We start from the raw sequence: 25,310 nt of genomic DNA, 5'->3' as shown, positions 1-25,310 counted from the left end.
CGTCCCTGGCGCAAGAGATGGATCACCCAGCGGACACCGCCGGGCCGGCTCTGCCGGACGGCTGGTGTCGCCCTGGAGGGGGAAGCGGCCACGCGCAGCGGGCAAGCAACGGGGTGGTTCCGCTCAGGCGGGCAGGAAACCTTCGATGGAGAGGTAACGCTCGCCGGTGTCGTAGTTGAAGCCCAGCACCACCGCGTCCGGCGCGAGCTCGGGCAACTTTTGGGCGATGGCGGCCAGCGTGGCTCCCGAGGAAATGCCCACCAGCATGCCTTCCTCGCGCGCACAGCGGCGCGCCATCTCGCGCGCCGGCTCGGCGTCGACCTGGATCACGCCATCGAGCAGGGTGGTGTCCAGGTTGTTGGGGATAAAGCCGGCGCCAATGCCCTGGATGGGGTGGGGCGAGGGCTGGCCACCGGAGATGACGGGCGAGGCTGTGGGCTCGACGGCGTAGACCTTGAGCCGGGGCCAGCGGGCCTTGAGCACGCGGGCGCAGCCGGTGAGGTGGCCGCCGGTGCCCACGCCGGTGATGAGCACGTCGATGCCGCTGGGGAAGTCGGCGGCGATTTCTTCTGCCGTGGTGCGCACGTGCACCTCGACATTGGCCGGGTTGTTGAACTGCATGGGCATCCAGGCACCTGGCGTGCTGGCGACGATCTCCTCAGCGCGGGCGATGGAGCCCTTCATGCCTTTTTCGCGCGGCGTCAGGTCGAAACTGGCGCCGTAGGCCAGCATCAGGCGGCGGCGTTCGACCGACATGCTGTCCGGCATCACCAGGATCAGCTTGTAGCCCTTGACGGCCGCCACCATGGCCAGGCCGATGCCGGTGTTGCCCGAGGTCGGCTCGACGATGGTGCCGCCCGGCTTCAGCGCACCCGAGCGCTCGGCGTCCTCCACCATGGACAGCGCGATGCGGTCCTTGATGGAGCCGCCGGGGTTGCTTCGTTCGGATTTGATCCACACCTGCTGCGTGGCCGTTCCGAACAGGCGTTGCAGGCGCACGTGGGGGGTCTGGCCAATGGTGTGCAGGATGTTGTCGGCTTTCATGGGAGGTCCTTGTGGGTGGGGGAGATGGGAGCGTCAACCTCCATTGTGGCGATAATCGGGGGGTGAAGCCTGCCAGACCGCCGCTGGTGCAAGCACCGAAAGGTCGCACTGGAGGAACGTCCGGACTGCACAGGACAGCGTAGGAGCTAACGGCTCTCCACCGTGAGGTGCGGATCAGAGCAACAGAGACGAGCCGATTCAGTTCGGGTGAAACGGGCAATCTCTACGCGCAGCAATGCCAAATAGGCCCATCTGAAGCCATGCGGTTCGCCGTGTGGTGGATCCTTGTGGTTCCGCAAGGCGAGTGGGCGGGTAGGCAGCATCGAGCCGCTTGGGTGACCAGCGGCCCAGAGGAATGGCGGTCACGTGCGGGGCAACCCGCACGCACAGAATCCGGCGTACCGGCAGACTTCACACTTATTCTTGTGGCGTGAGCTCAAAAGCGCTCATAGCCCATCATCAGCCGCCACTGGCCCACCGCCAGCGTGCCCAGGGCCAGTCGGCCCAGGCGGGCGCGGTGCACACCATCAGGCCGGATGCCGGCGGCTTCGCACCAGGCGGCCAGCTGGCCCTTGCGCAAGCCCTTGGCCGCCACACGCAGGCGGGTGCCGGCCTCGTTCTGGCGGTTCACGCTGGCGCGCACCTGGCGCTGCAGCGCGGCCAGCGCCTCGGGCCCCACCGGCCCGTTCACGTCCACCCACAGCTCGTGTTCCACCGTGATGGCGTCCGCCACCAGGTGGCGCTGCACCGGCTGGCTCTGGCTGAACACCACCAGGCCGCTGGCCACGGTGTCCAGCGGCGCCACGCAGCGCAGGCCGGCCCAGTGTTTGAGCAGCAGGCGCTGGCCGCTGCGGTCGTCGGGGCTGCGCTGTGCGCTGCCCAGCCACTCGGTTTTGGGCGCCTGGTCGATGTCGCAGCGCACGCCGGCCGGCTTGTGCCACAACACGGTGGCCGGCAGCAGTGGCAGGGCGCGCGCATCGGGCGCGATGGCCACGGTGTCGGTTTCGGCCACGCGGTGCTGCGGCAACTCCACCACCTCACCGTTGACGCTGACCCAGCCCCCTTCGATGTAGCGCTCGGCCTCGGCGCGCGAGCAGGCCTTGAGCTCGGCCACGCGTTTGGACAGCCGCACGCCGCCGCCGTCCTCAGACATTGAAGCCCCCCAGGCTGCGGATGTGGTCCACGTGGGCCTGCAGCGAGCGTTTGGCCACCGGCCACAGGCGCTCGGGCACGTCGTCGTAGGCCAGCGGCACCCAGTCGTCCAGGTTGCCCTCGGGCAGGGCGCGCATGGCGGCGGCGACCTTGGCCTCGCGCTTGAGGCGGTGGGCCTTGAGGTGGGCGATGGCGCCGGGCGCGTCGCCCAGCACATGGCCGTGGGCCGGCAGGATGAACTCGACCTCGTGCTGCGCGCACAGCGCGGCCAGCTTGTCCAGCGAGTCCAGGTAGGCCTGCATCTCGCCGTCGGGCGGGCTGATCACCGTGGTGCTGCCATTGAGGATGTGGTCGCCTGAAATCAGCAGGCCGTCCTCGACCAGCAGCAGGCACAGGTGGTTGGCGGCATGGCCGGGGGTGTGCACCACCTGCAGGGTGTGGCGTTCGGCGCTGGCCCCTTGCAGCACGAGCTGTTCGCCATCGGTCAGCTCGTGGTCGGGGCTGAACTGGCTGTCGGCGCGTGCCGTGGGGTGGCTGGCTAGACCCAGGATGGGCGGTTCGCTCTCGCACAGCGCCTGCAGCCGCCGCGCGCCTGGCGAGTGGTCCGGGTGCGAATGGGTGCAGACGATGCTGCGGATCTGGCCGCCACAGGCGCGCCACAGGCGCTCGATGTGGCCGGCGTCGTCCGGGCCGGGGTCGATGGCGATGTAGCCGGTGCCGGGGTCGCCCACCAGGTAGCTGTTGGTGCCCGGGCCGGTCATGAAGCCCGGGTTGGGCGCGGTCAGGCGCATCACGTTCTTGAGCAGCGGCACGGCGGTCTCGGTCTGCCAGGCCAGCTCGTGCACGATCTGGCCGTCTGGGCTGACCAGCGCCAGCTCGCCGAACTCGGTCTCGTGTTCCATGTGGCGCGATTCCTTGCCGTGTTTCAGCCCGGCGCGCGGACAGCTGGTCCACAGCGGCTGTTCGCTGGCGCAGGCGGCCAGCACGGCATCGACGTTGGCATAACCCACCAGCCGCTCCAGCGTGCGGATGGTCGGGAAGATGATGAAGAAGCTGCCTTCGCGGTGCCGCGCCAGCGCGTCGGCGGGACGCACCCACACCGGTTCGAACTGCTCGGCCTCGTCGGCCACCGGTGTCTGTCCGGCCGGCATGCGGGCCACCAGAAAGGGCACATCAAATCGGCGTGGCAGGTCGCGGTCGGTGATCCAGTGCGCCAGCACATACACCTGATCGGCCGCCATCGTCAGGCCGCGTGCCGCGCACTGGGCGGCGAACGGCGCCTGGCGGTCCAGCGCGGCGATGTCGTCGGCACCCGCCCAGCGGCCGTCGGCATGGCGGGCCAGCAGCACGCCCAGCTCCTCGAAGCTCTCGCGGATGGCGGCGATGGCTTGGGTCAGGTGTTGGTCGCTCTGGGTGGGGCGGCGCGCGGCCAGTGTGTGGGTGGCGCTGTCGGCGGGGGCGGTGCCGCCCCCCCGCGAAACGGGTGCGGCCCGGGCGCACCCGGCGGGGCCCGCGGGCCGGGGGCGCGCCCCCGCGCTCGCAACCGGGGGGTGGGGTGGGGGGTGGTGGGGGGGGCGGGGGGGGGGGCGGCGCGCGGCCTGGGGGGGGGGGGCGCGGGCGGCGCCCGCCCCCCCCCCGCCCGGGAACACGTAGGCGCCCGGGGCGAAGCTGGCGCTCAGCGAGCGCCGGGTCATCAGCACTTCGATGCCATCGGTGGTGTCGCGCATGAGCAGCACGGTGGCCGCGGGGCGCAGGGGCGCGGGGTCGCGCTGGGGGTGCAGGAGTTGGGAAATGCGTGCCATGGTGCGTCCATTGTGCATGCCGCTGTTGGCGGCGAGCAGAACACTTGTTCACAAATTGCTGTACATCGTTTGCAAAGCCGACATGTATTGCCTCTGACAATGAAGCGCGTCCGCCGGAGGGCTGGCGTGACACATTCAAGGAGGTTCCACATGAACAAGCAGAAGACACATATCCTGGCGCCTTTGCTGGCCGCGGCCTTGTTGGCCACCGGCTGCGCCAACATGAGCGAGACCCAGCAGGGCACGGCCAAGGGCGCTGGCATCGGGGCGGCAGCGGGCGCGGTGCTGGGCGCCATGACCGGTGGTGGCAGTGGCGCGGCCAAGGGCGCCGCCATCGGGGCCGGTGTCGGCGCGCTGGGCGGCTACGTCTGGACCCAGCGCATGGAAGACCAGCGCCGCAAGATGGAAACCGCCACCCAGGGCACGGGCATCGACGTTGTCAAGACCGAGGACAACCAGCTCAAGCTCAACGTGCCCAGCGACATCTCCTTCGACGTCGGACGTGCCGACATCAAGCCCAATTTCGCCGCCGTGCTCGACAGCTTCGCCCAGGGCCTGGTGGCCAACCCGCAGGCGCGGGTGCGCATCATCGGCCACACCGACAACACCGACAACACCGGCAGCGACGCGGTCAACGACCCGTTGTCGGTCAGCCGCGCCAGCCACACCCGCGACCACCTGGTGGGTCGGGGCGTGGCGGCCGGCCGCTTCGAGGTCTCGGGCATGGGCGAGCGTGCACCCATCGCCTCCAACGACAGCGCCGATGGCCGTGCCCGCAACCGCCGCGTCGAGATCTACATGGCCGAGGCCACGCCCGCGGCCAAGTGAGCCCGGGGCGCGTCGCGATGGGGTAAGGTGGCGGTTTTGGAGTGTCTGACGTGAGCCCAGAGCCGACCCGGGAACGCCCCCTTTCCTTTCCGTTGTACCGCTGGCGTGGGGCCGGGCTGCTGTTGCTGTGTGGCCTGCAGGCTTGTGCGTCCGGGCAGGGGCCGGCGACCGTGATCACGGGCGCCGCCGCGGTGGCGGCCTCGCAGGGCGCGGGGGCCCCGCCCGTGTGGACCGAGGCCATGGAGGCGCGCCGGGCCGGGCTGGCCGAGGCGCTGGCCGAGGCGGGTGTCGAGGTCCTGCGCGGCGCCGACAACACGCTGCAGCTGCGCTGGCCGGCCGACCGCGCCTTCGAGGCCGGCAGCGACCAGCCATCGCCCGCCGCGGCCCGGGTCTGGGACCAGGTGGCCGCCGCCTTGCGTGGCGGGCCGGTGTGGCAGGCCCGCATCCTGGGCCACGGCGACGGCGGGCCGCAGGCCGACCACAGCGCGGCCCTGGCGGCCCAGCGCGCGCTGCGGGTGCGCGACGAACTCGTGCGGCGCGGCTTGCCGGCCGCGGCGATGGACGTCGAGGCCTGGGGCGCGCGCGCGCCCCTGGTGGCCGGCGACACCGACGAGGCGCGGGCGCGCAACCGCCGCATCGAGCTGCTGCTGCGGGGATGACGCCCCGTGACCGCCCCACACCAGGGCCCGACGCACGGTCGATAATGTGGGCATGCTGATCCGATTCACCAAGATGCAGGGCGCGGGCAACGACTTTGTCGTGCTCGACGAGACCCAGGGCCGCCTGGGCCTGAGCGCGGCCCAGTACCGCTTCCTGGCCGATCGCCATTTCGGCGTCGGCGCCGACCAGATCCTCACCGTGCGGCCGGCCCCCACGGACGGAGTGGACTTCGAGTACGTGATCCACAACGCCGATGGCGGCGAGGTCGAACACTGTGGCAACGGCGCGCGCTGCTTCGTTCGTTTTGTGCGCGAGCGCGGGCTGACGGCCAAGGACCGGGTCCGTGTCAAGGTGCATGGCGGCGTGATCGAGTTGCGCATGAACGCCGACGGCCGCGTGACGGTGGACATGGGCGCGCCCGTGTTCGAGCTGCCGCGCGTGCCCTTCGACGCCGGCCAGGCCTACACCGACGGGCAGGCGCTGCCCGGTGGCTGGCCGCTCTGGACCCTGCCGCTGCCCGGCCACGCCGCCGTGCCGGTGGCGGTGTTGTCCATGGGCAACCCGCACGCGGTGCTGCAGGTGGACAACGTCGACCATGCGCCGGTGGCGGGCCTGGGCCCGCTGATCGAGTCCCATCCAGCCTTTCCGCGACGCGTCAACGCCGGCTTCATGCAGGTGCTGGACCGCGGCCACATCAAGCTGCGGGTGTTCGAGCGCGGCGTGGGCGAAACCCTGGCCTGTGGCACCGGGGCCTGCGCGGCCGTGGTGGCCGGCATCCGGCTGGGCCTGCTGGACGCCCGGGTGGACGTGGCCACGCGCGGCGGCCCGCTCACCATCGAATGGGCCGGTGGCCAGGGCGACCTGGGCGCGCCCGTGCTCATGACCGGCCCGGCCACCACCGTGTTCCAGGGCGAAATCGAGCTGCCCGACCTGGGCTGACGCGTCCCCGCGGCGAGACCCGAACCACCACCATGACCATGAACCCCATCACCGAAGACGACATCGCCGACTTTCTGCTCAACACGCCCGATTTCTTCGAGCGCCACGCGGAGCTGCTGGCCACGGTACAGCTGACCAGCCCCCATGGCCAGCGCGCGGTGAGCCTGCAGGAGCGCCAGGCCGAGATGCTGCGCGAAAAGATCCGCGCGCTGGAGCTCAAGGCGGCCGAGATGATCCGCCACGGCCAGGAGAACGTGGCCATCGCCGACAAGCTGCAGCGCTGGACACGCGAGCTGCTGCTCACCCGCGAGCCGACGGCGTTGCCGCAGACCATCGTGGCCCAGCTCAAGACCCAGTTCGTGGTGCCCCAGGCCGCCATCCGCGTCTGGGGCGTGGCGCCCGAGTTCGCGGGCCTGCCCTTCGCCCAGGGGGCCAGCGAGGACGCGCAGGCCTTTGCCTCTTCGCTGACCATGCCCTACTGCGGCGCCAACCCCGGCCTGGAGGCCTCGCAGTGGCTGGACGACCCGTCGCTGGCGGCCTCGCTGGCCTTGTTGCCCTTGCGCGCCGGCGCGGCACCCAAGGCCTTTGGCCTGCTGGTGCTGGGGTCGCCCGATCCGCAGCGCTTTCACGCCGGCATGGGCACCGATTTCCTCGAGCGCATCGCCGAACTGGCGAGCGCGGCCCTGTCGCGGCTGCGCCCGGTGACGGCCGCCGCCACCGACTGAGGCTCTCCCGATGGCCGCTGGTGCCCCGCCGTCCGAAACCGATGCCGCCATGGCCTTGGGCGAGGCCGACGTGGCCCTGGTGGCCGCCTACCTGCAGCATGTGCGGGTGGAAAAGCGCCTGGCCGAGCGCACCGTCGCGCTCTACACCGAAGACCTGCACAAGCTGGCGCGCCAGGCCGTGGCGGCCGGTGTCACCCTGTGTGCCGTGCGCGAGGCCCACATCCGCCGCTGGGTGGCGCAGATGCACAGCGGCGGGCGCAGCGCGCGCGGCATCGCCCTGATCCTGTCGGGCTGGCGCGGTTTGTATGTCTGGCTCGGGCGGCAGGGGCTGATCGAGGCCAACCCGGTCTCGGGCGTGCGCGCGCCCAAGGCCGGCAAGCCGCTGCCCAAGGCTTTGGCGGTGGACGACGCGGTGCGGCTGGCCGATCACGAAAACCCGGACGATGCGCCCGAACGCGAGGCGCGCGACCGCTGCATCACCGAACTGTTCTACGGCAGCGGCCTGCGCCTGGGCGAACTGGTGGGCCTGGATGCGCACGCCAGCGCCAGCGCGCGGGGCTGGATCGACATGCAGGCCGGCGAAGCCCATGTGCTGGGCAAGGGCAGCAAGCGCCGCAGCGTGCCGGTGGGCGCGGCGGCGCTGACGGCCCTGGCGGCCTGGTTGCCGCTGCGCGCGCACTGGGCGGGCGACGATCCGGCGCTGTTCATCGCCGCCCATGGCCGGCGCCTGACGCCCCAGCACATCCGGCTGCGGCTGCGCCAGCGCTCGCAGCAGGCCGGTCTGGCCACGCCGGTGCACCCGCACATGCTGCGGCACTCGTTTGCCAGCCACCTGCTGCAGTCCAGCGGTGACCTGCGCGCGGTGCAGGAATTGCTGGGCCATGCCAACATCGGCACCACACAGGTCTACACCCGGCTGGATTTCCAGCACCTGGCCCAGGTCTACGACGCGGCCCACCCGCGCGCCGGCAAGACCGGGCGCAAGGGCGGGGCTTCCGGGTGAACACAAACATTTTTTGATGACATGGAGGTTCGAATGTCGGGTCTGTTTCAGAAGTTCCTGCGCGCCTGGCTGGTCGTGGCGGTGTTGGCCACCGGTGCCGCGGCGCATGCCCAGGAGGCGGTCAAGGTGGTCTACCACCTCAGCGACGGCATCCCGCAGGCGGCCCGCGCCATCCAGAACATCCGCAACCACCTGGCGGCCGATCCGCAGGCCAAGATCGTGGTGGTCACCCACGGTGCCGGCATCGATTTCCTGCTCGAAGGCGCCACCACGCCGCAGCAGCAGCCCTTTTCGGGCAGCGTGGGCGACCTGGCGTCCAAGGGGGTGGAGTTCCGGGTCTGCAACAACACCCTGGTGAGCCGCAACATCGACGCCAACAAGGTCTTGATGGAAGCCAGGATCGTGCCCTCGGGCGTGGCCGAGGTGGCCCGCCTGCAGGCCCGCGAGGGTTTTGTCTACCTGCGTCCCTGAGGCGAGCGGGCGGCGGTCAGGTCGAATACACTCTGCGGCTGCCTGAACGGCCCACCGGGGGCTGGCGCCAGGCGCCCACCTTCTTCCCACACGGTTTCCGCCATGTCACTGATCCCCGCCACCATCCTCACCGGCTTCCTCGGTTCGGGCAAGACCACGCTGCTCAAGCGCGTGCTGAGCGAGGCACACGGGCAGAAGATCGCCGTCATCGAGAACGAGTTCGGCGAAGAGAACATCGACAACGAGATCCTGGTGGCCGACACCACCGAGAACATCATCCAGATGAGCAACGGCTGCATCTGCTGCAGCATCCGCGACGACCTGCGCTCCACGCTGGCCGACCTGGCGGAAAAGAAGCGCAAGGGTGAATTGGACTTCGAGCGGGTGGTGATCGAGACCACCGGCCTGGCCGACCCCGGCCCGGTGGCGCAGACCTTCTTCATGGACGACGAGGTGGCCGAGCAGTACCTGCTGGACGCCATCCTGACCCTGGTGGACGCCAAACACGCGGCCGAGCAACTCAACGAGCGCCAGGAAGCCCGCCGCCAGGTGGGTTTCGCCGACCAGATCTTCATCAGCAAGTCCGAGCTGGTGGACGCCGAGACGCTGGACGCGCTGACCCACCGCCTGAAGCACATGAACCCGCGCGCGCCCATGCGCGCCACCCATTTTGGCGAGGTGTCCATCCAGGAGGTGTTCGACCTGCGCGGCTTCAACCTGAACGCCAAGCTCGACATCGACCCCGATTTCCTCAAGGTTGACGACCATGACCACGACGATCATGGCCACGATCACCATGACCATGAGCACGGTGAACACTGCGACCACCCCTCGCACCAGCATGGGCATGGCCACCACCATCACCACGACGACGATGTGAAAAGCTTCGTCTACCGCGCTGACAAGCCCTTCAACCCGGCCAAGCTGGAGGACTTCCTGGGCGCCATCGTGCAGGTGTACGGCCCGCGCATGCTGCGCTACAAGGGTGTCCTCGACATGCAGGGCACCGACCGCAAGGTGATCTTCCAGGGCGTGCACCAGCTCATGGGCAGCGACCTGGGGCCGGTCTGGCCCGAGGGCGAGGCCCGCGTGAGCAAGATGGTGTTCATCGGCATCGATCTGCCGCGCGACATCCTTGTGCAGGGCCTGGACCAGTGCCTGGCCTGACCCCGCCACCGCGCCGTCACCGGTTGACGCCATGCTGATTCTGTCCATACTTCGTGGTCTGGGATTCCGGTCCGAGTCGTCCGAACAGGAGGCGGTGCACAAACAGGGTATAACCGCAGGCACGCTGGCGGCCCACAGTCCTGTGGGTGCTGCCGATTCGACTGGTGTTCAGAGGAGATCTGCCGTGAAAGCCGCCGCCAAACCAACCGCCCAAGCCGCCGCCAAGGCCAAGTCTGTGGCGGTGTCCAAGGCAACGGCTGGCAAGTCCACCCCCGCCAAGGCCTCCCCCAAACCCGCGGCGAAGGCCGTGAAGAAGGCTGTGCCGCCACCCGCCGCCAAGACCAAGGCCGCAGCGAAACCGGAAACCAAGGCATCGGCCAAACCGGCCAAGCCCGCGGTGAGCCCGCCGGCGGCCAAGAAGCCGGTTGCCAAGGCCGCCCCCAAGACCGCCGCACCGGCCAAAACAGCTGCGAAGGCAGTGACCAAGCCTGCGCCCCCCGTTGCCAAGGCCGTTCCCGCGAAAGCACCCGCGGCCAAGACCAAGACCACGGCCCAGGTGGCCGTGAAACCCGTCGCCAAGACCAGTGCCCCGGCAGCGCCCGTGCCAGGCAAGGCGGCCGCGACGGGCGCAGCGGGGCGCGACACGCCCGGCAGCGTTCGCCCTGGCCAGGAGGTTGCCGTCCTGGCCGTGGGCAAGCGGGCCGCCAAAAAAGCCATGATGGCGCAGATGGCCCAGGCCATTTCGGTGCCCACTCACGACCCGGACGCCGCGAAGGCGACCTTTTCCTTTTCGAATGAACGTGCTATGAACACTCCCGTGCACACCCCTGTCCGCAAAGATCCCAAACTCGCCAACAACTGGAAGGCCAAACCGGTCGATCAGTTGAGCGATGACGAGGTCTTGTCCATGCCTGACAGCGAGTACATGAACGACGTGCAGCTCGCGTTCTTCCGTCTCAAGCTGAGCAACCTCAAGGCCGACATGCTGGCCAACGCGGGCGAGACCACCGAACACCTGCGCGAAGACACCGTGGTCGTGCCCGATCCGGCCGACCGCGCCACCATCGAGGAAGAACACGCGCTGGAGCTGCGCACCCGCGATCGCGAGCGCAAGCTGCTCAAGAAGATCGAGCAGGCCATCACCCGCATCGACGCTGGCGACTACGGCTACTGCGACGAAACCGGCGAGGCCATCGGCGTCGGCCGCCTGCTGGCGCGCCCCACCGCCAGCCTGTCGCTGGAAGCGCAGCAGCGCCGCGAGCTCAAACAGAAGATGTTCGGGGATTGAGCCCCCGGGCTTGAGGCCCACGCCTGGCGTGCGGCAATGGCCCAAACGACCCAATGGCCAAGGAACCGTCCGGCGGCTTTCTCTCCAAGGTGGTGCAAATGGTGCGCGGCCCGGCCGCGCCCTGGGCTGAAAGTGGCCTGTCCGCTACCGGGCAGCTGACCGACAAGCAGGCGCTCAAGGCCGCCATCGAACGCAAGCGCCGCAACGACTTCGTGCGCAAGCGCGAGTTCGACATGCTGCGTGCCATACGCAAGCGCGAGCAACAGAACGCCCAGGAGATGGTGGCGCGGCCCTCCTTCTTCCAGAGCAGCGTGCCGTCCGAAGGCGATGGCCGCGAGCAGACGATCAAGAAAATCGACGCCATCGAGGCCCAGATGTCCACCCACTGGTGGCAGCCGGTGCCGGGCGAGGACGCCCCGCGGGCCTCGCAGCGCATCCAGGCCCCCCCTGCCGAGCAGCCGCCCGCCGACGGCGCGGCCCACCTGCAGGCCCATGCGTTCGACGGACCCGGCAACACCTGGGGCGCGTCGACCACCGATGGCGCCGACCGGCTTGACTTGGCCACCCAGCCGGCCAACGAGACCCAGTGGCCGCTGCCCGGCCCGTCGCGTGCCACCACCAAGCCGCCCCTGCCGGTCACGTTTGGCGACGAGACCACCCAGGCGCCGGCCCCGGGGGCGTCGCGCCCGGCCGTGCTGGAGGTGGAGGGGCTGCACCTCGCGCGCTGCCTGGATCTGCCGGGCATCGAGGAAGCCGCGGTCCGTTTCGCCAACGGCGACGACGCAGGGGCCGAGCGTCACCTGGGGGCCGCGCTGGCCCTGGCCACGCCGGGCGTGGTGGCCGCCGATGTGCGCCAGCTGCTGCTGGACCTGTTCCGCGCCACCGGGCGCCGCGATGCCTTCGACCTGCATGCCGCCGAGTGGGCGCGCGAGCACGCCGATGCCGTGCCGCCCTGGGAGGTGTCGGGGGCCGCCAGCGACGTGGTGTCCCCTGCCGGTGGCGCTGAAAACGCCCCGGTGGTGTGGGTCTGCCCGGCCGTGCTGGACGTGGCCGCCGTGGATGGACTGGCCCAGGCGGCCGATGGGCTTGACGGCCTGCTCGTCATGGACTGGCGCGCCCTGGCCTCCGCCGACGCGGTGTCGGCGCACCACCTGCTGGCGGTGTTCGAGCGCTGGATCACGCAGCCGCTGGCGCTGGCCTTGGTGGGGTCGGCCACCCTGCGCCGCAGCCTGCGGGCCAGCACGCCCTCCGGACGGCGCGAGAACAACCCCGTCTGGTGGCGCCTGCGTCTGGCGGCCCTGCAGATCATGGGCCGCGCCGACGAGTTCGACCTGGCCGCGCTGGACTATTGCGTGACCTATGGCGTGACCCCTCCCGAATGGGCACTGCCGACCTGCGACTTGCGCGAACTGGATGGCGTGCCCGCCAGCGCCCAGGCGCGGCGCCCCAGCGCGGCCGCGGTCCAGGCCACGTCGGCGGTGCCGTGTGCGGGGCGGCTCCAGGGCGCCTTGCACGGCGACGTGACCACGGACCTCAACGCCATCGCCGGACCCGGTCCGGGCTCCGGGGTGGTGGGCATCGACTGCAGCGCGGTGACCCGCACCGACTTCGTGGCGGCCGGTGCCTTGCTGCAGTGGGCGATGGCGCTCAAGGACGGCGGACGTCGGGTCCAGCTGCAGGATGTGCATGGGCTGCTGGCGGTTTTTTTCCACATCGTGGGCGTGGCCGAGGTGGCCGAGGTCCTGCCGCGCCGGCGGGTCTGAGCGGGTGCTTGGCCTATAGTCTGCCCTCCGCCCGACACCGCGCCGGGCCCGCAATGGAATCTTTCACATGGAATCTTTTCACGGAACCACCATCGTCTGCGTGCGCCGCGCCACGCCGGCCGGCATGCAGGTCGCCATCGGAGGCGACGGCCAGGTGACCCTGGGCCACATCGTGGTCAAGGGCACGGCGCGCAAGGTGCGCAAGCTCTACCGCGACCAGGTGCTGGCCGGTTTTGCCGGCGCCACGGCCGACGCCTTTACCCTGTTCGAGCGCTTCGAGGCCAAGCTGGAGAAGCACCAGGGCCACCTGGTGCGTGCCGCCATCGAGCTGACCAAGGATTGGCGCACCGACCGCGTGCTGCGCCGCCTGGAGGCCATGCTGGCCGTGGCCGACAAGACCGCCAGCCTCATCATCACCGGCAACGGCGACGTGCTGGAGCCCGAACACGGCATCGTGGCCATCGGCTCGGGCGGCGCCTACGCCCAGGCCGCCGCCAAGGCCCTGGTCGACCACACCGAACTGGGCGCCGAGCAGATCGTGCGCGAGGCGCTGAAAGTGGCCGGCGAACTCTGCATCTACACCAACATGAACCACACGATCGAGGTTTTGTCGTGAGCTCGATGACCCCGCAGGAAATTGTTTCCGAACTCGACCGCCACATCATCGGTCAGGCCGGCGCCAAACGCGCCGTGGCCATCGCCCTGCGCAACCGCTGGCGGCGCCAGCAGGTGGACGAGAAGCTGCGCCACGAAATCACGCCCAAGAACATCCTGATGATCGGCCCCACCGGCGTGGGCAAGACCGAGATCGCGCGCCGCCTGGCCCGGCTGGCCGACGCGCCCTTCATCAAGGTCGAGGCCACCAAGTTCACCGAGGTGGGCTACGTGGGCAAGGACGTGGACACCATCATCCGCGACCTGGTGGACAGCGCCGTCAAGATGACCCGCGAAACCGCGATGAAGCGCCAGCGCATGCGCGCCGAGGACGCTGCCGAGGACCGCATCCTCGACGTGCTGATCCCGCCGCCGCGCAGCGATGTGGGCGTCGGCAGCCCGGCGCCCGACAGCGCGGCCCGTCAGGCCTTTCGCAAGAAGCTGCGCGAAGGCCAGCTCGATGACAAGGAGATCGAGATCGACCTCGCACAGGCCGCGCCCGCGCTGGAGGTGATGGGGCCGGCTGGCATGGAAGAGATGGCCGAGCAGTTGCGTGGCATGTTCAGCCAGATGGGCGGCGCCAAGCGCAAGACCCGCAAGCTGCCCATCGCCGAGGCACGCCGCCTGCTGATCGACGAAGAGGCGGCCAAGCTGGTCAACGAGGAAGAGATCAAGCAGCAGGCCATCACCAGCGCCGAACAGAACGGCATCGTCTTTATCGACGAGATCGACAAGGTGGCCTCGCGCAGCGAAGGCAGCGGCGCCGAAGTCTCGCGCCAGGGCGTGCAGCGCGACCTGCTCCCGCTGGTGGAGGGCACCACGGTGTCGACCAAATACGGCATGGTCAAGACCGACCACATCCTGTTCATCGCCAGCGGCGCCTTCCACCTGGCCAAGCCGAGCGACCTGATCCCCGAGCTGCAGGGGCGTTTCCCGATCCGTGTCGAGCTGCAGTCGCTGTCGGTGCAGGACTTCGAGGCCATCCTCACGCAAACCCACGCCAGCCTGGTGCGCCAGTACCAGGCGCTGCTGGCCACCGAGGGCGTGGCGGTCGAGTTCACGCCCGAGGGCATCACCCGGCTGGCGCAGATCGCTTTCGACGTCAACGAACGCACCGAAAACATCGGTGCCCGCCGCCTGTCCACCGTGATGGAGCACCTGCTCGACGAGGTGAGCTTCGACGCCACCAAGCTGCAAGGGCAGACCGTGAACGTGGACGGCGCCTACGTCGATGCCCGCCTGGGCGCGTTGAGCCGCAACGAGGATTTGTCGCGCTACATCCTGTAACCAAAAGCCTTGGCTTTGAGCACCCGGCCCGCTGCCGCGCGCCGGGTGCTTTGTTTTTGAAGCATCACATTCACAGCCGCCGCTAAGTGCTTCATTTTCAATGAGTTTTATCCTTCAAGATGCTTTGTAAATATTGTCTAAGTGCTTGATTTCATTGAAAAAAAACGGACATGCGGTCTTGTGTGTGCGTGTTTTCCTGATAAAGTGGGGAAAAGTGCAATTTAGTGGTGAAAAGTGTAGTTTTAAGGTCCACACGTGTTCCAAGGCGCCTCCTCCCTCAGTCTCGATGCCAAAGGCCGGTTGTCCGTGCCGACGCGGCACCGCGACGTGCTGAGCGCCACGGCCGCCGGACAGCTCACGGTCACCAAGCACCCCCATGGTTGCCTGATGGTGTTCCCGCGCAGCGAGTGGGAGACCTTCCGCGAGCGCATCGCCGCGCTGCCGATGTCGGCCCAGTGGTGGAAGCGCATTTTCCTGGGCAACGCGATGGACGCCGAGATGGACAGCGCCGGGCGTGTGCTGATCTCGCCCGAGCTGCGGGCCGCCGCCGGTCTGAGCAAGGAGGCTGTGTTGCTGGGCATGGGCAACCATTTCGAGCTCTGGGATGCCGCCACCTACGCGGCCCAGGAAGCCGAGGCGATGCAGGGTGAGATGCCCGACGTCCTCAAGGACTTCTCTTTCTGAAGGCCGACGGTGCAAGACACACTCAGTCACCGCACCGTCCTGTTGAACGAGGCGGTCGACGCCCTCTCTGTTCAGCCGGATGGCCGCTACATCGATGCCACCTTCGGCCGCGGCGGCCACTCGCGCCTGATCCTCTCGGGGCTGTCGTCGCTGGGGCGCCTGACCGTGTTCGACAAGGACCCGCAGGCGATTGCCGTGGCCAATGCGCTGGCCGACGCGGATCCGCGTGTCGAGGTGCGCCACCAGGGCTTCAAGCACCTGGGTGAACTGGAGGCCGCCTCCGCCGACGGGGTGCTGATGGACCTCGGTGTCAGTTCCCCCCAGATCGACGACCCCGCACGGGGTTTTTCTTTTCGCCACGACGGCCCGCTGGACATGCGCATGGACACCACGCGCGGTCAAAGCGTGGCCGAGTGGCTCGCAACGGCCGGCGTGGCCGAGATGGCGGAGGTGATACGTGAATACGGCGAAGAACGGTTTGCTCAACAGATTGCAAAGGCGATTGATCGTCGCCGACAGGAACGGGGCCATCTTCGAACCACCGCCGAGCTGGCCGAAGTCGTGGCTGGCGCGGTCAAAACCCGCGAGCCGGGCAAGGACCCTGCAACGCGCACATTTCAGGCTCTTCGGATTTTCATCAACGCCGAGCTTGAAGAGCTGCAACAAGCGCTGAGCGCGGCCTTGAACGTGTTGCGTCCCGGCGGCCGCCTGGTGGTGATTGCCTTCCACTCGCTGGAGGACCGCATCGTCAAGCAGTTCATCGCCCAGCAGTCGCGCGAGGTGTTCGACCGCCGTGCGCCCTTTGCCGCGCCCAAGCCCATGGCCTTGCGCAGCATCGGCCGCGTGATGCCCTCCGCCGAAGAAGTGGCGGCCAACCCGCGCGCCCGCAGCGCCGTGATGCGGGTGGCCGAGCGCACGGAGACGGCACTGTGATACGGCTGAACCTGGTGCTCCTGCTGGCCGTGCTGGTCAGCGCTTTCTATCTGGTGCACGTGCAATACGACTCGCGCCGCCTCTACACCGCGCTGGACCGCATGCGCGCGCAGGCGCAGCGGTTGGAAGCCGACCACGAGCAACTGGTGGTGCAAAAACGTGCTCAGGCGACGCCGGGCCGGGTGCAGCAGATCGCCACCCGCCAGCTGCAGATGCGTCCGGCCAATCCGGCCATCACCGAATACGTCAAGGCCGCGCCGGTGGCGCTGCCCAACGACGCCGGCGCGGAGAAGACGCCATGAGCCGCAGCATCGCCTACAGCTCCAGCCCGCTGCTGGCCAGCAAGACGCCGGTGTGGCGCAGCAAGTTCATTGTGGCCGGCCTGGCGCTGGCCTTCCTGGGCCTGGCCGGGCGCGCCGCCTACGTGCAGGTGATTGGCAACGATTTCTTCCAGCGCCAGGGCGAGGTGCGTTTTGCCCGCACGCTCGAGCTGCCGGCCAACCGGGGTCGCATCCTCGACCGCAATGGCCTGATCCTGGCCACCAGCGTGGTGGCTCAGAGCATCTGGGCCATCCCCGAGGACGTGGACAAGAACGACCCCAAGCTGCGCGACGCCGCCAGGCTGCTCGACATCCCGTACGCCGACCTGAAGAAGCGCCTGTCCGACGAAAAGAAGAGTTTTGTCTGGGTCAAGCGCCAGGTTGACGAGCCGCTGGCGCAGAAGGTGCATGCGCTGGGCGTCAAGGGCCTGTACCTGCGCAAGGACTACAAGCGCCAGTACCCCGAGGGCGAGGCCGCGGCACACGTGGTGGGTTTCACCAACGTCGAGGACCTCGGGCAGGAGGGCGTGGAACTGGCGTTCGACAAGGCGCTGGCCGGCAAGCCGGGATCGCGCCGCGTGATCAAGGACCGCCTGGGCCGCGTGGTCGAGGACGTGCGCGATGTCGTCGCGCCGGTCGACGGACCCGACCTGCAGCTGTCCATCGACAGCAAGATCCAGTTCTTCGCCTACCAGAAGCTCAAGGACGCGATCGAGCAGAACAAGGCCAAGGCCGGCAGCGTGGTCGTGCTCGACGCCGTCACCGGCGAGCTGCTGGCGCTGGCCAACTACCCCAGCTACAACCCCAACAACCGCGTCAACCTGAGTGGCGAGCAGCTGCGCAACCGGGCGCTCACCGACAGCTTCGAGCCCGGCTCCACCATGAAGCCCATCACCGTGGCCATGGCGCTGGAGGCCGGCCGGGTGACGCCGCAGACCATCATCGACACTGGGCCGGGGCGCCTGACCCTGGCTGGCGCCACCATCACCGACACCCACGCCTACGGCGCGCTCACGGTCGAAGGCGTGATCCAGAAGTCGAGCAACGTGGGCGCCACCAAGATCGCGCAGAAGATGTCGGCGCAGGAGATGTGGAACACCTTCACCGCGCTGGGCTTCGGCCAGAAGCCGCAGATCGACTTCCCCGGCGCCGTGACCGGCCGGGTGCGCCCGCACAAGACCTGGCGCCCGATCGAACAGGCCACCATGTCCTACGGTTATGGCCTGTCGGCGTCGCTGTTCCAGATGGCGCGCTCCTACACCGCCTTCGCCCACGACGGCCAGATCATCCCGGCCACCATGCTCAAGCGGTCCGAGCCAGCGGTGGGCGTGCAGGTGTTCTCGGCCGCCAACGCCGCCGCCGTGCGCAAGATGTTGCAGATGGCCGCCGGTCCCGGCGGCACCGGCCAGAAGGCGCAGACCGTGGGTTATTCGGTTGGTGGCAAGTCGGGCACGGCCCACAAGCAGGTGGGCAAGGGCTACGCCAGCAACCGCTACCGCGCCTGGTTCACCGGCATGGCGCCCATCGAGACGCCGCGCATCATCGTGGCGGTGATGGTCGACGAGCCCAGCAACGGCCAGTATTTCGGTGGCCTGGTGGCGGCACCCGTGTTCAGCGAGGTGGTGCAGCAGACGCTGCGTGTGATGGGCGTCTCGCCCGACATGGAAGTCAAGCCGCAGATCGTGGCCAAGTCGGTGGAGGAGTCGTTCTGATGCGTCACCTGCACGGCACTTCCCAGGCGGTGGCGTGGCTGCGCGAGCGCGGCTGCCGCAGCCTGCAGGCCGACAGCCGGCGCGTGGGCCCGGGCGACGGTTTCGTGGCCTGGCCGGGCGCCGCCGCCGACGGCCGCCGCTTCGTGCACCAGGCCCTGGCCGCGGGCGCGGCCGCCTGCCTGGTGGAGCGCGATGGCGTCGAGGCCTTTGCCTTCGACGACGAGCGCATCGCCACCCTGGGCCACCTGAAAACCGCCAGCGCACCGTTGGCCGCCGATTTCTACCGGCAGCCCAGCGAGGCCCTGGACGTGGTGGCCATCACCGGCACCAACGGCAAGACATCCAGCGCCTGGTGGCTCGCGCAGCTGCTGCAGGCCGCTGGCCAGCCCTGCGCCGTGGTGGGCACCCTGGGCCTGGGCCAGCCGGGCGGCGCATGGACGAATACCGGCCTGACCACGCCCGATCCCTTCATGTTCCAGGGCGGCCTGCGCGGTTTTGCCGACAACGGCGTGCGCGCCTGCGCGGTGGAGGCCTCGTCCATTGGTATTGTTGAAGGCCGTCTGGACGCCACCCGCGTGGCGGTGGCCCTGTTCACCAACTTCACCCAGGACCACCTCGATTACCACGGCGACATGGCCAGCTACTGGCGGGCCAAACGCGCGCTGTTCGACTGGGCCGGCCTGCGCGCCGCCGTGGTCAACATCGACGATCCGCAGGGCGCGGCACTGGCGCTCGAACTCGCGCAACGCGCCGAACTCGACCTGTGGACCGTGTCCATCACCGAGCCGGGCGCCCGCCTGCGCGTGAGCGAACATGCGGTGACGGCGCGTGGCATGTCCTGCGTCATCCGCGAAGCCGGCGACCCCACCCCCACCGCGCCGCTGGAGCTGCCCCTGGTGGGCAGCTACAACCTCAGCAACCTGGTGGGCGTGATCGCCGCGGCCCGCGCGCTCGGTGTCGACCTGCGGTCCGCCATTGGCGCATGCGCCGCGCTCACGCCTGTGCCCGGCCGCATGCAGGTGGTGCCGGCCGACGCCGGTGCGCCGCTGGTGCTGGTGGACTACGCCCACACGCCGGACGCGTTGGACAAGGCCCTGGTGGCCCTGCAGCCCCTGGCAGGCAAGCGTCAGGGGCGCCTCTGGTGCCTCGTGGGCTGTGGTGGCGACCGCGACCCGATCAAGCGCCCGCTGATGGCGGCCGTGGCCGAGCGCGAGGCCGACGTGCTGCTGCTCACCAGCGACAACCCGCGCAGCGAAGACCCCTTGGCCATCCTCGCGCAGATGTCGGCTGGCCTGCGCGAGCCGTCCCGGGCGCGGGTGCTGCCTGACCGCGCCGAGGCCATCGCCCAGGCGGTGCGGGCGGCCGCACCACAGGACGTGGTGCTGATCGCCGGCAAGGGCCACGAGGATTACCAGGACATCCAGGGCCAGCGCCACCCGTTTTCCGATGTGTTGCACGCCACGGCCGCCCTGGCGGCGCGTGGCCCGGGAGCCCAGGCATGAAGACACTGGCACAACTGCTGGGCACCTTGCCACAGGCCCGCGTGGTGGGCGACGCCGCCGCCCAGGACATCCGCCGCGTGCACACCGACACGCGCAGCCTGTGCGCGGGCGACCTGTTCGTGGCGCTGCGCGGCGAACGCTTCGACGCCCACGACTTTCTGCCTCAGGCCGCCGCCGCCGGCGCGGTGGCCGCGTTGGCCGAACAAGGCCTGGCCGCGGCCGGGCTGGCCGGCGCGGAGGTGCCCGACAGCCGCCTGGGCCTGGGCCAGCTGGCCGCAGCCTGGCGCGCGCAGTTTGACTTGCCGCTGATCGCCGTCACCGGCAGCAACGGCAAGACCACGGTCACGCAGATGCTCGCATCCGTGCTGCGCGCGGCGGCGGGCGAGGGCGCCCTGGCCACCGAGGGCAACTTCAACAACGACATCGGCGTGCCGCTGACGCTGCTGCGCCTGCTGCCGCAACACCGGCTGGCGGTGGTCGAGCTGGGCATGAACCACCCGGGCGAGATCGCGGGGTTGGCCGTGATGGCCGCGCCGACGGTGGCCCTGGTCAACAACGCCCAGCGCGAGCACCAGGAATTCATGGCCACGGTGGAAGCCGTGGCACGCGAGAACGCCACCGTGTTCGACGCCTTGCCCGCCGACGGCGTGGCGGTGTTCCCGTCCGACGACGAACACACGCCGCTGTGGCGCGCGCTGGCCGCCGGCCGCCGCTGCAGCACGTTCAGCGACAGCGACCGTGGTGCCGACGTCTGGGGCGAAGCCACCTGGTCCGGCGCCGCCTGGCAGCTGGTGGCCCACACCCCGGCCGGCGGCCTGCGCTGCAGCCTGCGCATCGCCGGGCGTCACAACCTGCGCAACGCGCTGGCGGCCGTGGCCTGCGCGCTGGCCGCGGGCGTGGCCTTGCCGGCCATTGCCCAGGGCCTGTCGGATTTCGAGCCGGTCAAGGGCCGCTCACGCACCGTGCCGCTGGTGTTGCAGGGCCGTGCCATCACGCTGGTGGACGACACATACAACGCCAACCCCGATTCGGTGCGCGCCGCCATCGACGTGCTTGCCAGCCTGCCCGGACCCCAGCTGCTGGTGCTGGGCGACATGGGCGAGGTCGGCGACCAGGGGCTGGCTTTTCACCAGGAAGTGCTGGCGCACGCGCTGGACAGCGGCATCACGCAGGTGTTGTGCACCGGCGACTGGTTCGCCCAGGCCGCGCCCAGCTTCCACACCACCGCAGCGGCCCCGCGCCTGCTGTTTTTCACCGATGTCGACGCGCTGGTGTCACACGCCAACGCACAGGCCGTCACGGCGGGCAGCGTGCTGGTCAAGGGGTCCAGGTTCATGCGCATGGAGCGCGTGGTTCAGGCCCTGCAAGACCTGGCGGACACCACCGCAGGAGGGGTTTCCCATGTTGCTTAGTCTGGCCCAGTGGCTGCAGGGCCTGTCGCCCGAATTCGGATTCCTGCGGGTGTTCCAGTACATCACCTTCCGCGCCGTGATGGCCGCCATGACGGCGCTGCTGCTGGGCGTGGCCGCCGGTCCCATGTTCATCCGCCGCCTGACGGCGCTCAAGATCGGCCAGCCCATCCGTGGCTACGCCATGCAGACCCATCTCAGCAAAAGTGGCACCCCGACGATGGGCGGGGTGCTGATCCTGTTCTCGATCGCGGTGTCCACGCTGATGTGGTTCGATCTCTCCAACCGCTTCGTCTGGATCGTCCTGATCGTGACCCTGGGTTTTGGCGCCATCGGCTGGGTGGACGACTGGCGCAAGGTCGTGCACAAGGACCCCGAGGGCATGCGCTCTCGCGAGAAGTACTTCTGGCAGTCGCTGATCGGCCTGGTGGCCGCCTTCTACCTGGTGTTCAGCATTTCCGAGAGCAGCAACAGCCGCGTGCTGGAGCTGTTTTTCGGCTGGGTGGCCTCGGGCTTCACCGTCGCCCTGCCGCCGCAGGCCGGCCTGCTGCTGCCCTTCTTCAAGGAAGTGAGCTACCCGCTGGGGGTGGTCGGCTTCGTGGTCATGACCTACCTGGTCATCGTTGGCTCAAGCAACGCGGTCAACCTCACCGACGGCCTCGACGGCCTGGCCATCATGCCGGTCGTGATGGTGGGTTCGGCCCTGGGCGTGTTCGCCTACGTCACGGGCAGCTCGGTGTTCGCACGCTACCTGTTCATGCCCTACATCCCGGGCGCCGGCGAGCTGCTGATCTTCTGCGCCGCCATGGCCGGTGCCGGCCTGGCCTTCCTGTGGTTCAACACCCACCCGGCCCAGGTCTTCATGGGCGATGTGGGCGCGCTCGCGCTGGGCGGCGCCCTCGGCACCATCGCCGTCATCGTGCGCCAGGAAATCGTGCTGGCCATCATGGGCGGCATCTTCGTGGTCGAGGCCCTGTCGGTGATGCTGCAGGTGACCTGGTTCAAATACACCAAGCGCCGCTACGGCGAAGGCCGCCGCCTGTTCAAGATGGCGCCGCTGCACCACCACTTCGAGAAAACCGGCTGGAAGGAAACGCAGGTGGTCGTGCGTTTCTGGATCATCACCATGCTGCTGTGCCTGGTCGGCCTCTCCACCTTGAAGCTGCGATGAACCGCCTGCCCACCTCTCTGCAGGATCGTCACGTGCTGGTGTTGGGCCTGGGCGCGTCCGGTCTGGCCATGGCCCGCTGGTGTGCCCGCCTGGGCGCGCAGGTGACCGTGGTCGACACCCGCGAAGCGCCGCCGCAGCAGGCCGCGCTGGCCGAGGCCGTGCCCGGCGCGCGCCTGCTGTCGGGCGCGCTCGATGCCACGCTGCTGGACGGCGCCGGCTACGCCCTGGTCGCACGCAGCCCCGGCCTCGCGCCGGCCCAGTGGCAGGGCCTGGCCGACGCCGCCGTGGCGCAGGGCATCCCCTTCGTCGGTGAGCTCGATCTGTTCGCCCAGGCGCTCCAGGTGCTGGCCGACGACGCAGCGGCGCCTTACCGTCCGCAGGTGCTGGCCATCACCGGCACCAACGGCAAGACCACCGTGACCTCGCTCACCGGCCTGCTGCTGGAGCGCGCCGGCCTGTCGGTGGCGGTGGCCGGCAACATCGGCCCGTCCATGCTGGACATGCTGGGCCAGGCGCTGGACGCCGGCGAGCTGCCCGCCGCCTGGGTGCTCGAACTCTCCAGCTTCCAGCTGCATGGCGTCACCGGTTTCGAGCCCACCGCGGCCACCATCCTCAACGTCACCCAGGACCACCTGGACTGGCACGGCGACATGGACGCCTACGCGGCCGACAAGGCCCGCATCTTTGGCCGCCAGGGCCTGATGCTGCTCAACCGCCAGGACGGGCGTGTGATGGCCCTGCGCCCAGAGCCGGTGGTGCAGCGCGAAGGCAAGGTGACCCGCACGCTGCCGGCCCGCGACCACGCCAGTTTCGGCACCGACCTGCCCAGCCGTCCCGGCGACTGGGGCATCGAAGACGTCAACGGCATGAGCTGGCTGGTGCGCGCCCTGGCCGTGGACGAGACCCGCAAGGTCCGCCGGGGCGACACCTCGGCGCCCGAGGTCTACATGCAGCGCCTGATGCCGGCCGAGGCCTTGCGCATCCGTGGCCGCCACAACGCCTGCAACGCCCTGGCCGCGCTGGCCCTGGCCACCAGCACCGGCGCGCCGCTGGGCCCCATGCTGCATGGCCTGCGCGAGTACCGCGGCGAACCGCACCGCGTGGAGCCGGTGACCATCGTCGGCGAGGTCGAGTACTTCGACGACAGCAAGGGCACCAACGTGGGCGCCACGCTGGCCGCCATCAACGGGCTGGGCACCGAGCGCCGCCTAGTGGTCATCCTGGGCGGCGAGGGCAAGGGCCAGGATTTCACTCCCCTGGCCGAAGCGGTGGCGCGCCATGTGCGCGCGGTGGTGCTGATCGGCCGCGACGCCGGCCGCATCCGCGAGGCGCTGGCCCACACCGGCGTGCCCCTGTTCGACGCCGACACGCTGGAGGCCGCCACCGCCCTGTGCGCGCAACAGGCCCAGCCCGGTGACGCCGTGTTGCTGTCGCCGGCCTGCGCCAGCCTGGACATGTTCCGCAACTACGGCCACCGGGCCGAAGTTTTCGTGGCGGCGGTGCAGGCCCTGGCCGTGGAAGCGGGAGGCCTCGCATGAAGCTGCTGCGCGCCACGCTGGCCCGCCTGGGGCTGGGCCGCCCGGCCACCGAGTCCGTGGGTGAGCTGCCGGTGCGCCTGCAGACCGGCAGCTACGACAGCGGCCGCACCCGGCCGGTGGCCGCTGCCGGTTTCGACCAGCCCCTGGTGTGGGTGGTCGTGGCCCTGCTGGCCTGGGGGCTGGTGATGGTGTTCTCGGCTTCCATCGCCCTGCCCGACAACCCGCGCTTCGCGCGCTACGCCCACACCCATTTCGTCAGCCGCCATGCCCTGTTCATCTGCATTGGCCTGGTGGCGGCCTTCATGGCCTTCCAGCTGCCGCTGCGGGTGTGGGAGAAGCTGGCGCCCTGGCTGTTCATGGCCTCCATCGTGCTGCTGGTGGCGGTGCTGATCCCCCATGTGGGCACGGTGGTCAACGGCGCGCGCCGCTGGATATCGGTGGGTTTCATGAGCTTCCAGCCCTCGGAGCTGGCCAAGCTCTCGGTGCTGCTCTACGCCGCCAGCTACATGGTGCGCAAGATGGAAGTGAAGGAAGACTTCTTCAAGGCCGTCACCCCCATGGGCGTGGCGGTGGTGCTGGTGGGCGTGCTGCTGCTGGCCGAGCCCGACATGGGCGCCTTCATGGTGATCGTGGTCATCGCCATGGGCATCCTGTTCCTGGGCGGCGTCAACGCCCGCATGTTCTTCCTGATCGCCCTGCTGGTGGTGGGCGCCTTCGGCCTGATCGTGTTGTCCAGCGAATGGCGGCGCGAGCGCATCTTTGCCTACCTCGACCCCTGGAGCGAGGAGCACGCCCTGGGCAAGGGCTACCAGCTGTCGCACGCCCTCATCGCCATCGGCCGGGGCGAGATCTTCGGCGTCGGCCTGGGCGGCAGCGTGGAGAAGCTGCACTGGCTGCCCGAGGCGCACACCGATTTCCTGCTGGCCGTCATCGGCGAGGAATTCGGCCTGATGGGTGTGCTGACCCTGATCGTCATGTTCATGTGGCTGACCCGCCGCATCATGCACATCGGCCGCCAGGCGATCGCGCTGGACCAGGTCTTCGCCGGCCTGGTGGCCCAGGGCGTGGGCCTGTGGGTGGGCTTCCAGTCCTTCATCAACATCGGCGTCAACCTCGGCGCGCTGCCCACCAAGGGCCTGACGCTGCCGCTGATGAGCTACGGCGGTTCGGCCATCCTGCTCAACCTCGTGGCCCTGGCCGTGGTGCTGCGCGTGGACTATGAAAACCGGCAGCTGATGCGCGGGGGGCGGCCATGAGC

The 25,310-nt window shown here is 69.5% G+C and carries 23 protein-coding genes and 1 other RNA gene; 21 read left to right on the top strand and 3 right to left on the bottom strand.

The genetic code is table 11. The features are described from left to right. Positions 1 to 123: 123 nt before the first annotated feature. Positions 124 to 1,044, bottom strand: a complete 921-nt coding sequence (gene cysK, locus AAHB17_RS10685) for a cysteine synthase A (RefSeq protein WP_342130553.1) — start codon at positions 1,042 to 1,044, stop codon at positions 124 to 126. 64 nt (positions 1,045 to 1,108) lie between these two features. On the opposite strand from cysK, the gene rnpB reads away from it, so the two are divergent. Continuing rightward, positions 1,109 to 1,461: RNase P RNA component class A (gene rnpB / locus AAHB17_RS10680), an RNA gene on the top strand. A gap of 19 nt (positions 1,462 to 1,480) precedes the next feature. Here the strand turns inward: rnpB and AAHB17_RS10675 are convergent. Both AAHB17_RS10675 and AAHB17_RS10670 read right to left on the bottom strand, forming a co-directional pair. Then, the gene (locus AAHB17_RS10675) at positions 1,481 to 2,197 is read right to left on the bottom strand and encodes an RNA pseudouridine synthase (protein WP_342130552.1); all 717 of its coding nucleotides are present in this window, start codon (positions 2,195 to 2,197) and stop codon (positions 1,481 to 1,483) included. Continuing rightward, on the bottom strand, positions 2,190 to 3,998 hold the full coding sequence (locus tag AAHB17_RS10670) for an MBL fold metallo-hydrolase (protein WP_342130551.1): 1,809 nt from the start codon (positions 3,996 to 3,998) through the stop codon (positions 2,190 to 2,192). Before AAHB17_RS10670 ends, AAHB17_RS10675 begins: the two co-directional genes overlap by 8 nt. A 150-nt stretch (positions 3,999 to 4,148) precedes the next feature. On the opposite strand from AAHB17_RS10670, the gene AAHB17_RS10665 reads away from it, so the two are divergent. The 20 genes from AAHB17_RS10665 to ftsW all read left to right on the top strand — a co-directional run bounded on the left by AAHB17_RS10665 (position 4,149) and on the right by ftsW (position 25,308). Continuing rightward, positions 4,149 to 4,826: an OmpA family protein gene (locus AAHB17_RS10665; protein WP_342130550.1), complete on the top strand. Its 678-nt coding sequence runs from the start codon at positions 4,149 to 4,151 to the stop codon at positions 4,824 to 4,826. A 50-nt stretch (positions 4,827 to 4,876) separates the two neighbouring features. Further along, positions 4,877 to 5,485, top strand: coding sequence for an OmpA family protein (locus AAHB17_RS10660; RefSeq protein WP_342130549.1), 609 nt, complete (start codon positions 4,877 to 4,879; stop codon positions 5,483 to 5,485). 52 nt (positions 5,486 to 5,537) lie between these two features. Next, positions 5,538 to 6,425 (top strand): diaminopimelate epimerase, encoded by an 888-nt coding sequence (gene dapF, locus AAHB17_RS10655; RefSeq protein WP_342130548.1) that lies wholly within the window; start codon positions 5,538 to 5,540, stop codon positions 6,423 to 6,425. 32 nt (positions 6,426 to 6,457) lie between these two features. Further along, a complete protein-coding gene (locus AAHB17_RS10650; protein ID WP_342130547.1) occupies positions 6,458 to 7,150 on the top strand; it encodes a DUF484 family protein in 693 nt (230 codons plus the stop codon). Between the two features lie 10 nt (positions 7,151 to 7,160). After that, the gene (locus tag AAHB17_RS10645; protein WP_446719583.1) at positions 7,161 to 8,153 is read left to right on the top strand and encodes a tyrosine recombinase XerC; all 993 of its coding nucleotides are present in this window, start codon (positions 7,161 to 7,163) and stop codon (positions 8,151 to 8,153) included. A gap of 33 nt (positions 8,154 to 8,186) precedes the next feature. Continuing rightward, entirely contained in the window at positions 8,187 to 8,624 is a 438-nt protein-coding gene (locus AAHB17_RS10640) for a DsrE family protein (RefSeq protein WP_342130546.1), read from the top strand. 102 nt (positions 8,625 to 8,726) lie between these two features. After that, the gene (locus AAHB17_RS10635) at positions 8,727 to 9,791 is read left to right on the top strand and encodes a CobW family GTP-binding protein (RefSeq protein ID WP_342130545.1); all 1,065 of its coding nucleotides are present in this window, start codon (positions 8,727 to 8,729) and stop codon (positions 9,789 to 9,791) included. Positions 9,792 to 9,975: 184 nt separating this feature from the next. Next, positions 9,976 to 11,079, top strand: a complete 1,104-nt coding sequence (dksA, locus tag AAHB17_RS10630; RefSeq protein WP_342130544.1) for an RNA polymerase-binding protein DksA — start codon at positions 9,976 to 9,978, stop codon at positions 11,077 to 11,079. Positions 11,080 to 11,132: 53 nt separating this feature from the next. Further along, the gene (locus tag AAHB17_RS10625) at positions 11,133 to 12,842 is read left to right on the top strand and encodes an STAS domain-containing protein (protein ID WP_342130543.1); all 1,710 of its coding nucleotides are present in this window, start codon (positions 11,133 to 11,135) and stop codon (positions 12,840 to 12,842) included. Positions 12,843 to 12,909: 67 nt separating this feature from the next. Beyond that, entirely contained in the window at positions 12,910 to 13,458 is a 549-nt protein-coding gene (gene hslV / locus AAHB17_RS10620) for an ATP-dependent protease subunit HslV (protein ID WP_342130542.1), read from the top strand. After that, positions 13,455 to 14,783 carry an ATP-dependent protease ATPase subunit HslU gene (gene hslU / locus AAHB17_RS10615; RefSeq protein ID WP_342130541.1) on the top strand — a complete coding sequence of 443 codons (1,329 nt, stop codon included), beginning with the start codon at positions 13,455 to 13,457 and terminating at the stop codon, positions 14,781 to 14,783. The genes hslV and hslU overlap by 4 nt, the downstream gene beginning before the upstream one ends. A gap of 255 nt (positions 14,784 to 15,038) precedes the next feature. Next, positions 15,039 to 15,467: a division/cell wall cluster transcriptional repressor MraZ gene (mraZ, locus tag AAHB17_RS10610; RefSeq protein ID WP_342130540.1), complete on the top strand. Its 429-nt coding sequence runs from the start codon at positions 15,039 to 15,041 to the stop codon at positions 15,465 to 15,467. Between the two features lie 9 nt (positions 15,468 to 15,476). Further along, a complete protein-coding gene (rsmH, locus tag AAHB17_RS10605) occupies positions 15,477 to 16,400 on the top strand; it encodes a 16S rRNA (cytosine(1402)-N(4))-methyltransferase RsmH (protein ID WP_342130539.1) in 924 nt (307 codons plus the stop codon). Further along, a complete protein-coding gene (ftsL, locus tag AAHB17_RS10600) occupies positions 16,397 to 16,702 on the top strand; it encodes a cell division protein FtsL (RefSeq protein WP_342130538.1) in 306 nt (101 codons plus the stop codon). Before rsmH ends, ftsL begins: the two co-directional genes overlap by 4 nt. Then, the gene (locus tag AAHB17_RS10595; protein ID WP_342130537.1) at positions 16,699 to 18,432 is read left to right on the top strand and encodes a peptidoglycan D,D-transpeptidase FtsI family protein; all 1,734 of its coding nucleotides are present in this window, start codon (positions 16,699 to 16,701) and stop codon (positions 18,430 to 18,432) included. Before ftsL ends, AAHB17_RS10595 begins: the two co-directional genes overlap by 4 nt. Continuing rightward, the gene (locus AAHB17_RS10590; protein WP_342130536.1) at positions 18,432 to 19,934 is read left to right on the top strand and encodes a UDP-N-acetylmuramoyl-L-alanyl-D-glutamate--2,6-diaminopimelate ligase; all 1,503 of its coding nucleotides are present in this window, start codon (positions 18,432 to 18,434) and stop codon (positions 19,932 to 19,934) included. Before AAHB17_RS10595 ends, AAHB17_RS10590 begins: the two co-directional genes overlap by 1 nt. Beyond that, the gene (locus AAHB17_RS10585) at positions 19,931 to 21,346 is read left to right on the top strand and encodes a UDP-N-acetylmuramoyl-tripeptide--D-alanyl-D-alanine ligase (RefSeq protein ID WP_342130535.1); all 1,416 of its coding nucleotides are present in this window, start codon (positions 19,931 to 19,933) and stop codon (positions 21,344 to 21,346) included. Before AAHB17_RS10590 ends, AAHB17_RS10585 begins: the two co-directional genes overlap by 4 nt. Further along, positions 21,336 to 22,514, top strand: coding sequence for a phospho-N-acetylmuramoyl-pentapeptide-transferase (gene mraY / locus AAHB17_RS10580; protein ID WP_342130534.1), 1,179 nt, complete (start codon positions 21,336 to 21,338; stop codon positions 22,512 to 22,514). The genes AAHB17_RS10585 and mraY overlap by 11 nt, the downstream gene beginning before the upstream one ends. Continuing rightward, positions 22,511 to 24,052 (top strand): UDP-N-acetylmuramoyl-L-alanine--D-glutamate ligase, encoded by a 1,542-nt coding sequence (gene murD, locus AAHB17_RS10575; RefSeq protein ID WP_342130533.1) that lies wholly within the window; start codon positions 22,511 to 22,513, stop codon positions 24,050 to 24,052. Before mraY ends, murD begins: the two co-directional genes overlap by 4 nt. Continuing rightward, complete coding sequence (gene ftsW / locus AAHB17_RS10570; protein ID WP_342130532.1) at positions 24,049 to 25,308, top strand: putative lipid II flippase FtsW; 1,260 nt, start codon at positions 24,049 to 24,051, stop codon at positions 25,306 to 25,308. The genes murD and ftsW overlap by 4 nt, the downstream gene beginning before the upstream one ends. Positions 25,309 to 25,310 lie beyond the last annotated feature (2 nt).

It is taken from the genome of Hydrogenophaga sp. OTU3427 (genome assembly GCF_038440225.1).
Lineage (GTDB): Bacteria > Pseudomonadota > Gammaproteobacteria > Burkholderiales > Burkholderiaceae_C > Hydrogenophaga.
The sequence above is the reverse complement of the archived record's forward strand: the minus strand, read 5'-3'. Positions and strand labels throughout refer to the sequence as shown.

Coding starts and splice junctions, on each gene's coding strand:
- cysK (WP_342130553.1), bottom strand. CDS start 1,044: ATGAAAGCCGACAACATCCTGCACACCATTGGCCAGACCCCCCACGTG.
- AAHB17_RS10675 (WP_342130552.1), bottom strand. CDS start 2,197: ATGTCTGAGGACGGCGGCGGCGTGCGGCTGTCCAAACGCGTGGCCGAG.
- AAHB17_RS10670 (WP_342130551.1), bottom strand. CDS start 3,998: ATGGCACGCATTTCCCAACTCCTGCACCCCCAGCGCGACCCCGCGCCC.
- AAHB17_RS10665 (WP_342130550.1), top strand. CDS start 4,149: ATGAACAAGCAGAAGACACATATCCTGGCGCCTTTGCTGGCCGCGGCC.
- dapF (WP_342130548.1), top strand. CDS start 5,538: ATGCTGATCCGATTCACCAAGATGCAGGGCGCGGGCAACGACTTTGTC.
- AAHB17_RS10650 (WP_342130547.1), top strand. CDS start 6,458: ATGACCATGAACCCCATCACCGAAGACGACATCGCCGACTTTCTGCTC.
- AAHB17_RS10645 (WP_446719583.1), top strand. CDS start 7,161: ATGGCCGCTGGTGCCCCGCCGTCCGAAACCGATGCCGCCATGGCCTTG.
- AAHB17_RS10640 (WP_342130546.1), top strand. CDS start 8,187: ATGTCGGGTCTGTTTCAGAAGTTCCTGCGCGCCTGGCTGGTCGTGGCG.
- AAHB17_RS10635 (WP_342130545.1), top strand. CDS start 8,727: ATGTCACTGATCCCCGCCACCATCCTCACCGGCTTCCTCGGTTCGGGC.
- AAHB17_RS10625 (WP_342130543.1), top strand. CDS start 11,133: ATGGCCAAGGAACCGTCCGGCGGCTTTCTCTCCAAGGTGGTGCAAATG.
- hslV (WP_342130542.1), top strand. CDS start 12,910: ATGGAATCTTTTCACGGAACCACCATCGTCTGCGTGCGCCGCGCCACG.
- AAHB17_RS10595 (WP_342130537.1), top strand. CDS start 16,699: ATGAGCCGCAGCATCGCCTACAGCTCCAGCCCGCTGCTGGCCAGCAAG.
- AAHB17_RS10590 (WP_342130536.1), top strand. CDS start 18,432: ATGCGTCACCTGCACGGCACTTCCCAGGCGGTGGCGTGGCTGCGCGAG.
- AAHB17_RS10585 (WP_342130535.1), top strand. CDS start 19,931: ATGAAGACACTGGCACAACTGCTGGGCACCTTGCCACAGGCCCGCGTG.
- mraY (WP_342130534.1), top strand. CDS start 21,336: ATGTTGCTTAGTCTGGCCCAGTGGCTGCAGGGCCTGTCGCCCGAATTC.
- murD (WP_342130533.1), top strand. CDS start 22,511: ATGAACCGCCTGCCCACCTCTCTGCAGGATCGTCACGTGCTGGTGTTG.
- ftsW (WP_342130532.1), top strand. CDS start 24,049: ATGAAGCTGCTGCGCGCCACGCTGGCCCGCCTGGGGCTGGGCCGCCCG.